We start from the raw sequence: 8,429 nt of genomic DNA, 5'->3' as shown, positions 1-8,429 counted from the left end.
GTGCTGCTGCGCGCCAACCTCGTCACCTCCGGGCTCGCCGTCGAGGTCGAGGACCGGACCGTGGACTGGGCATGCCCCTGGAGGAGCAGACGCGGATGAACGCGCTGCTCGCCGACCCGGACCAGGTGAACGTCGCCCGGCTCCTCGCGGACGGCCGCATCGGGTTGTTCGTCGTCTCGCAGCTCGCGGCACGACGAGCACCGCCTGTACTCCGCCGTAGATGTTGGTCTGGAGGCGGACGGTGATGCCGTGCCGCCTGGCGAGCTGCGAGACGACGAACAACCCGATGCGGCCGTCCGCGAGGAGCCGGGCGACGTTCACCTGGTCCGGGTCGGCGAGCAGCGCGTTCATCCGCGTCTGCTCCTCCAGGGGCATGCCCAGTCCACGGTCCTCGACCTCGACGGCGAGCCCGGAGGTGACGAGGTTGGCGCGCAGCAGCACCTGGGTGTGCGGGGCGGAGAACACCGTGGCGTTCTCGACGAGTTCGGCCAGCAGGTGGATGACGTCGGCCACGGCGTGTCCGCGCAGGGTGCCGTCGATCGGCGGCACGAGCTTGACCCGCGAGTACTGCTCGACCTCGGCGATGGCCGACCGCAGCACCTCGGTCATGGAGACCGGGTTGCTCCACTGACGGCGGGAGACCGCCCCGCCGAGCACGGCGAGGTTCTCGGCGTGACGGCGGATGCGGGTGGCGAGGTGGTCGACGTGGAAGAGCCCCTTGAGCAGGTCGGGGTCCTCCATCTCGTTCTCCAGCTCGTCGAGGATGGAGATCTCGCGGTGCACCAGCGACTGCAGGCGCCGGGCGAGGTTGACGAACACCTCGAGCTTCTGTTCGCTGCCCGCCTGGCTGGAGAGCTGCGAGGCCTGGACGACGGCGCTGACGGCGCCGTCGTGCGCACGGCTCAGGTCGGCGGAGAGGAGTTCGAAGTCGTCGGCGTCCTCGGCGGGACCGCCGCGCGGACTGGTCTGCGGGCCGAGCTGCGGCGGTCCGTCACCGCGGCGCAGCGTCTCGACCAGGGCGCGCAGGTCGGCCTCGCGCCGTGCGGTGGTGCGGCGCAGGACACCGATGCGGTCGTGCACGGACCGGGCGGCCCGGTTGGCGGCCACCGCGGCGACGACGATGCCGACAAGGGTCACCGAGACCGCGCCGGCGAGCACGGCCCACAGCATCGGTCCCGGCCGCGCTCCGGTGGACCGGACGGTGAAGAGGACGGCGGCGCAGCCGCTGAGGGCGACGGCGGTGGGCGGCAGCACGGCAAGACGCAGCAGCTGGGGCCGTATGTGGGTCTCGGGCAGCGCGGGTGCGGTGCGGGCGGCCGGCCGCCCGTGCCGCCCGCCCTCACGGCGGTCTGCGCGTGCGGCCGGGGCGCGGAGGTGAGACATCGGTGTCCTCGTACTGGTCCGTCGGGCCTTGGTGCCAGGGGGGCTTGCGGTGGTACGACCGGGCTCACGGGGTCGCTTCCGCGCGCTGCGAGCCGTCAGCCCGGGTTCGCCCCGCTCCCGCCCGGCACCACCGCGTCCGGAGTCCGTGTGCTGCCCGGGGCCGGAGGAGGCCCCCACGGCGGCGCCCGTACCGGCATCGGTCGTGCGCGGGCAGCGGGAATCCCCCTCGCGTCGACTCCCTCGTCCGCCTTGCGCCTGCACGTGCCGGTCCCCACTCCCTGATCCGCCTGTTTCCCGACGGCCACTGACAGTAGTCGTCAGCGCATCATGTGCGGTGGGCAGTTGACAAACTCATACGGTGAGCGTCCCGCTCTGGTATGAGGTCTCGTACGACAGACCGATAACCTCGACACACGTCCGGCCGCAACCGAAAGCAGTCCGATCCGACCTGGTCAGAAGCGGTCAGGCAGACACGGCGAGGGCCGGGGAGCCTCACGCTCCCCGGCCCTCGCCGTCTGCCCGCCGTCCGCTCCGGCTCAGCCCGCCGGAAGCGTTTCAGGGTCCTCCGTACCCTTCCCCGCCTTACTCTCTTCGTCACTCAACGTATCGGCCTGGGCCACGGCTGCCGCGTTCGACGAGGCCCTGATCGTGGCGTCGGCGAGGGCTTCGCGGGCCGGGAAGCCACCCGCCGGGGCGAGCGCCACCCCACGCCACCACGGCTCGGACGGGACGGCCTCGGCCGTGGGCTCGAAGGGTTCACCCGGGTGCGGCAGGGCGATCCGGGCGCCCACGGCACGGGCGGCCGCCAGCGTCCCCTCACCGGGCTCCGCCCACGGATGGGTCGCCAGGTTGAACGTGGCCCAGTGGATCGGCAGCATCGGGCCGTGCTCCGGTCCGCCCTGGAGGTCGAGGTGGGCGCGCATGCCCTCCTCGGGGGTCATGTGGATGTCGGGCCAGAAGTCGGAGTACGCGCCGATCTGGATCATCGTGGCGTCGAACGGCCCGTGCTCCGCGCCGATCTCCTTGAAGCCGTCGAAGTAGCCGGTGTCGCCGCTGTGGTAGATCCGGTGCTCCTCACCGGCCACGACCCAGGACGCCCACAGGGTGTGCTGGGTGTTGCGCAGCCCCCGGCCGCAGAAGTGGCGGGCAGGAGTGGCGGTCAGGGTGAGGCCGCCGATCTTCGTCGCTTCGTGCCAGTCCAGTTCGCGCAGCCGGTCGGCGGACACGCCCCAGTGCTCCAGGTGCTCCCCGACGCCGAGCGGCACGGCGAACAGCGTGTCCGTGCCGGCCAGGGCCTTGATGGTGGGCATGTCCAGGTGGTCGTAGTGGTCGTGCGAGATGACCACGACGTCGACCGGGCCGAGCGCGGCCAGCGGCAGGGGCACCGGGTGCAGCCGCTTGGGGCCGGCGAAGGGGAACGGGGAGCAGCGCTCGCCCCACACCGGGTCGAACAGGACGCGCCTGCCGTCGAGCTCGGCGAGCACGCTGGAGTGCCCCATCCAGGTCAGCCGCAGCCCGGTGGCCGGCGGCCGGGCGATGTCGGCGAGGGTGGTGGCGTGTACCGGCACAGTGCCCTTCGGGCTGCGGCGGGGCCGGGTCTCCTTGTCGAAGAAGACCTTCGCGAAGTCCAGGGTCGAGCCCGAGGGCCGGGTCCGCGCGGGGCCGCCGGGGTTTTGGAAGACCCCGTTCTCGAAGTGGGGCGATCTGCGGATGCGCGCCATGCGCTCACCGCTGGGGTCCGCGCCGAACGCGCCGGGCCGGAGCGCGCGGAGCCCGGAGCTCAGGGTACGGAAACCGGCCACGGTACCTCCAGGTGGAGTCGGTCAGGCTTTCCATTATGGGCGGCCCCTCCGGCAACACTGGGCCGCAGGGGTCCCGCGACGGTGATACTGAACAGATATTCAGTAATCACGGCGAAGGAGCCCGCATGGCCGGCCCGCTGCTGTCTTTCACCTGGACCGACCACATCACCGGCCGTCAGGGCTTCCTGGTCGTCGACCGGCTGGTGCGCGGTGTCGCCAGCGGCGGCCTGCGGATGCGCGCGGGCTGCACCCTGGACGAGGTCACCGGCCTGGCCCGCGGCATGACCATGAAGGAGGCCCTCCACTACGACCCGGACAGCCGCTACGTCCCGCTCGGCGGCGCAAAGGGCGGCATCGACTGCGACCCGCGCGATCCGGAGGCCTACTCGCTGCTGGTGCGGTACCTGCGCGCCATGCGGCCGCACATCGAGAGCTTCTGGACGACCGGCGAGGACCTCGGGCTCACCCAGGACCTGGTGGACCGGGCCGCCGCCGAGGCGGGACTGGTCTCCTCCATCCAGGCCGTGTATCCGCTGCTGGAGGACGAGGCCGGGGCCCGGCGGCGGCTCGGGGACGCGTTCGCGGTGGAGGTGGACGGGATCGGGCTGGACGAGCTGGTCGGCGGCTGCGGTGTGGCCGAGGCGGCCCTCACGGCGCTGGACCGTGCCGGGGTGCCCCACACGGGGACGCGGGTCGCTCTCCAGGGGCTGGGCACCATGGGCGGGGCCACCGCGCGCTTCCTCAGCCGCGCGGGACTCACCGTCGTGGCCGTCGCCGACATCAAGGGCACGATCGCCAACCCGGCGGGGCTCGACATCGAGGCGCTGCTCGCCGCGCGGGATCTCCACGGCACCGTGGACCGCTCCGCGCTGCGCCCCGGGGACCACGAACTGCCGGGCGAGGCCTGGCTGTCGGCCGACGCGGACGTCCTGGTGCCCGCGGCCGTCTCGTACGCGATCGACGCCGGGAACCAGGAGCGGATCACCGCCCGCTGGGTCGTCGAGGCGGCCAACATGCCCGTGCGGCCGGAGGCGGAGCTGCTGCTGGCCGCGCGCGGGGTGACCGTGCTGCCGGACGTCGTGGTCAACTCGGGGACGAACGCCTGGTGGTGGTGGACGCTGTTCGGGGACATCGGCGCCGACGCCGAGGAGGCGTTCGCGTACACACGCCGCTCGATGCGGTCCCTGGTCGAGCGGATGCTGGCCCGCGCGCTGGCCGACGGCACGACACCGCGGGCCGCCGCCCACGGGCTCGTGGCGGACCGGCTGCCGGTCATAGCGGAACGGTTCGGCTGGTACCGCTGACGGACGGCGAGGCTCCCGCGGGCACCGTGCCGGACCGGCCGAATACACACGTCAAGCGGGTGCACGCGCGTGTGTAGGGTGACGGCGTGACGAGAGTCCGGTTGAGCGTGGCGGAACGGCGCGGGGAGCTGCTGCGGGCCGCCGTCGAGCAGATCGAGGCGCGTGGTGTGGCGGCGGTCAGGATCGCCGACGTGGCCTCGGCGCTCGGTGTGAGCAACGCGCTGGTGCTCTATCACTTCTCGACGAAGGAGAAGCTGGTCGCCGCCGCGTTCCGGCACGCGGCCGAGGCCGACCTCGCCCATCTGAGCAGGCTGCTCGGCCGCCGCACGTCGGCACTGCGCCGGCTGCGGTCGGCCGTACGGTGGTACGCCCCGACAGGCCAGGCCAAGGGCTGGCGGCTGTGGATCGAGGGCTGGGCGGCGGCACTGCGCGAGCCCGCGCTGCGGGAGGTCACCCAGGACCTCGACAGACAGTGGAAGGCGGCTCTCGCCGAGGTCATCACGGAGGGCGTGGCGGCCGGCGAGTTCCACTGCCCCGACCCGCACGGCACGGCCCTGCGCCTCACCGCCCTCCTCGACGGCCTCGCCGTCCAGCTGACGTCCTACGCGGGCGCGGTACCGCGGGCACGGGCGCAGCAGTGGGCCGAGGAAGCCCTGGCTCGCGAACTGGGCCTGGAAACCGCGGCCTTGACCCGCCCCTGACCGGCCCGCCATCCCAAGACGGGCGTCCGTCCGCTGCTTATCCGTGATCGGCAGTGCCGCCTGAGGTCGTCTCAGGTTTGCTGTGAAGGACCTCGCGGGCCTGCTCCGCGGCGCGGATGAGACTCTCGGCGACGAAGTCGACGAAGCGGGCGATGTTCTCGAGGCGGGTGGCGGCCGGGGTGTCGGGGCCGAGGACGCCGACACCCTGCCGCGCGGTATCGGCGAGCTGGGCGCTGGACCGGGCGCTGGCGATCATCGACTGGTAGAAGACGTCGTCGTCGACGGCGTAGCGCTCGCGGCGGCCCTCGTCGCGTTCCCGGCGGATGAGGCCCTGGCTTTCGAGGAACGCGACCGCTTTGGAGACGGACGCCGGGCTGACCTGGAGGTGCTGGACGAGTTCGGACGCGGTGAGGCTGCCCGCGTCGGTGGTGTAGAGGCAGGTCAGCACCCGGGACATCATCTTGGGCAGGCCCTGCCCCATGAGGAGGATGGTGAACACCTCCTCGTACTCGCGCACGGCCTCGACGTCGCGCCCGTGGCCCAGCGCGGGCGCCTCCGCCCTCCGGGGCGCGGCCTGCCTGCGCCGGCGAGTGCGGCGCTCGGTGGCGCGGTGGGCGAGGTCGGCTCGGTAGGTGGTGGGCCCGCCGTTGCGCATCACCTCACGTGTGATCGTCGAGGTCGGACGATCGAGACCTCTGGCGATCTCCGCGTAGGCGAGACCATCGGCCAGCCCCTGCGCGATCTCCTGGCGTTCCTGCTGGGTGAGCCTGCCTCCCGGCATCGCGGTCTCCTTCGTGCTCCTTGGTGCCTCCAGCATAGCGTTCACTCTCCATTCATTGCAACGAACCTCCGACGATCGTTGCATTGAATATCAAGCCACTGCAACGATTAATCTGCTGTGGCCTGCGGGAATGGAAATACGGCGCAACGAGTCAGTTGCCGCTTCCATGAATGCAACGTAGCTTTTCCAGCGTTCGAAACAACGAGTCGAAGGAGAGCACGATGCAGAAGTTCGACACCCCCGCCCCGGTCTGCGCCGTCCTCGACATCCCCGCGGGACGCATCCGGTTCATCGCCGCCGACCGGGCCCACACCACGGTGGAGGTCCTGCCCGCGGACGCTTCGCACAGCCGCGACGTGAAGGCGGCGGAGCAGACCAAGGTCGAATACGGCGACGGCGTCCTGCGGATCGAGGCGCCACCGGCGAAGAACCGGATCCTCGGCGCTTCCGGATCCGTCGAGGTGACCGTCCAACTGCCGGCCGGCTCCCGCATCGAGGCGACGACGGCCAGCGCCGGGTTACGGGGCGTCGGACGGCTCGGCGACGTCGCCTTCGAGGGCGCGCAGGGCTCCGTCGAGCTCGACGAGACCGAAAGCGCCCGCCTCACCCTCCTCGACGGCGACGTCTCGGTCGGCCGTCTGGGCGGCCCCGCGGAGATCAGTACACGAAAGGGCGACCTCCGCATCGCCGAGGCCGTGCGCGGCACGGTCACGCTGCGCACCGAGCAGGGCGAGATCTCGGTCGGCGCCGCCCGCGGAGTGTCCGCCTCCCTGAAAGCCGGCACCACCTACGGCCGGATCCACAACACGCTCCGGAACACCGCCGACGCCGCCGCCGGCCTGAACATCCAGGCGACCACCGCCTACGGCGACATCACCGCCCGCAGCCTCTGAGCAGCACGGCCCTCGGCGGTCGGCACAACCTCGTCGCTGCCCTGGTCAGCCACACCTCACCGCAACAATCCGCCAAGCCACAAGGAGCGCACAGCCATGTCCCTCACCGTTGCCGGGCAGGATCGCCCGGAGTTGCGGAAGGCCATTCAGGAGATCGTCGATTCCGGTTTCAGCGGCGTGCAGCTGCGCGTGCACGACGAGCGGGGCGAGTGGGTCGGCAGCGCCGGGGTGCGCAGGCTGGGCGAGAGCGCCAAGCCGCCGACCGACGGGCGGTTCCGCATCGGCAGCACCACCAAGACCTTCACCGCCACCGTGGTGCTGCAACTGGTGGCCGAGGGCAAGATCGGGCTGGACAGCCCGGCGGATGACTACCTGCCCCGGTTCGGGCTGGACCGGCGGATCACGGTGCGGATGCTGCTGCAGCACACCAGCGGGCTGTTCAACTACACCGGCGAGTACTACAACGACGGGACGGTCGCGCCGGGGATCCCCTGGCAGGGCCAGGAGTACGTGGACAACCAGTTCCACACCTACCAACCGGAGGAGCTGGTACGGCTGGCGTTGTCCAAGCCGGCGCGGTTCGAGCCGGGGACGGACTGGAGCTACTCCAATACCAACTACGTGCTGGCCAAGTTGCTGGTCGAGGAGGTCACCGGCCGCTCGTGGGCCGAGGAGACGCAGCGGCTGATCCTGCGGCCGCTGGGAATGTCGGGCACCGTGGTACCGGGCGCCTCGCCGGAGATCCCCGAGCCACACGCTCACGGCTACTACCGGTACGAGCACGCCGGCCGGTGGAAGGTGGTCGACGTCACCCGCTTCAACGTCTCCTGGATCTCCGCAGCCGGTGACATGATCTCGACCACCGAGGATCTCCACACGTTCTTCTCCGCTCTGATGAGCGGCAAGCTCCTGCCGGACTCGCTGCTCGCCGAGATGCGCACGCCGCATCCCAAGGCCGGCTACGGCCTGGGGTTGTTCGTGGAGGAGACGGACGGCGGCGGCACCCTCTTCAACCACAACGGCGGCTTTTTCGGCTGGGCGGCGCTGATGTACAGCACGCCCGACGGCAGTAAGACCCTGACCGCCTCCCTGACCACCGGGGACGCCGAGCTCGACTTCGCCGCCACGGCCGGGGCGTTCCAGAAGGCACATCAAAGGCTCGTCAAGGAAGTGTTCTGCGGCGGGCAGGCCGAGCCGGCCCAGTAAACGGCGCCGAGCACCGCGGACGCGGACCGGGACAGCGCCGAGCTCGGCGAGCTCGGCGCTGTCCCGGCAGGTAGCCGACCTGGCCGCCGTCCTGCTGGAACTCGCGGGGCTCCCACACAAACGGCGTACCCCCTCTGGCAGGACGCCGTGAGCCGTCACGAACTCGGAAGGCCGCGCGGCGGAGCGACGCGCCGTCGGCAGCTGCTGTGGCGGGCGGGTCCGCAGCGGGGTGCCACTGAGCGGCCCCGCACCCGCGCACGGCGAGAAGGGGACGTGTCGGGGGATGTCCGCCCGCAGCGGTTGGCGCGTCAACGGACAGTCAGTCGGCGTCCGACCCCATCACGCCGTTCCGAGCCGAG

7 protein-coding genes are annotated in these 8,429 nt (G+C 71.6%); 4 read left to right on the top strand and 3 right to left on the bottom strand.

Features of this window, described 5'->3' with window-relative positions; translation table 11 throughout:
- A partial coding sequence (locus CA983_RS36700; RefSeq protein ID WP_244207245.1) for a sensor histidine kinase occupies window positions 1-1,383 on the bottom strand: 1,383 nt, incomplete at its 3' end.
- A gap of 536 nt (window positions 1,384-1,919) precedes the next feature.
- Complete coding sequence (locus CA983_RS36695; RefSeq protein WP_086605066.1) at window positions 1,920-3,185, bottom strand: MBL fold metallo-hydrolase; 1,266 nt, start codon at window positions 3,183-3,185, stop codon at window positions 1,920-1,922.
- Between the two features lie 125 nt (window positions 3,186-3,310).
- On the opposite strand from CA983_RS36695, the gene CA983_RS36690 reads away from it, so the two are divergent.
- Window positions 3,311-4,489: a glutamate dehydrogenase gene (locus CA983_RS36690; protein ID WP_086605065.1), complete on the top strand. Its 1,179-nt coding sequence runs from the start codon at window positions 3,311-3,313 to the stop codon at window positions 4,487-4,489.
- Window positions 4,490-4,575: 86 nt separating this feature from the next.
- Window positions 4,576-5,190, top strand: coding sequence for a TetR/AcrR family transcriptional regulator (locus CA983_RS36685; RefSeq protein WP_086605064.1), 615 nt, complete (start codon window positions 4,576-4,578; stop codon window positions 5,188-5,190).
- A gap of 37 nt (window positions 5,191-5,227) precedes the next feature.
- Here CA983_RS36685 and CA983_RS36680 read toward each other — a convergent pair whose 3' ends face one another.
- On the bottom strand, window positions 5,228-5,971 hold the full coding sequence (locus CA983_RS36680; protein ID WP_086605063.1) for a helix-turn-helix domain-containing protein: 744 nt from the start codon (window positions 5,969-5,971) through the stop codon (window positions 5,228-5,230).
- A gap of 221 nt (window positions 5,972-6,192) precedes the next feature.
- On the opposite strand from CA983_RS36680, the gene CA983_RS36675 reads away from it, so the two are divergent.
- Window positions 6,193-6,864: a DUF4097 family beta strand repeat-containing protein gene (locus CA983_RS36675; protein ID WP_086605062.1), complete on the top strand. Its 672-nt coding sequence runs from the start codon at window positions 6,193-6,195 to the stop codon at window positions 6,862-6,864.
- Window positions 6,865-6,960: 96 nt separating this feature from the next.
- Window positions 6,961-8,070 (top strand): serine hydrolase domain-containing protein, encoded by a 1,110-nt coding sequence (locus CA983_RS36670; protein ID WP_086605061.1) that lies wholly within the window; start codon window positions 6,961-6,963, stop codon window positions 8,068-8,070.
- Window positions 8,071-8,429: the final 359 nt, after the last annotated feature.

This window comes from Streptomyces swartbergensis, assembly GCF_002148965.1.
Taxonomy (GTDB): domain Bacteria; phylum Actinomycetota; class Actinomycetes; order Streptomycetales; family Streptomycetaceae; genus Streptomyces; species Streptomyces swartbergensis.
This window is presented reverse-complemented; position numbering and strand designations above follow the sequence as displayed.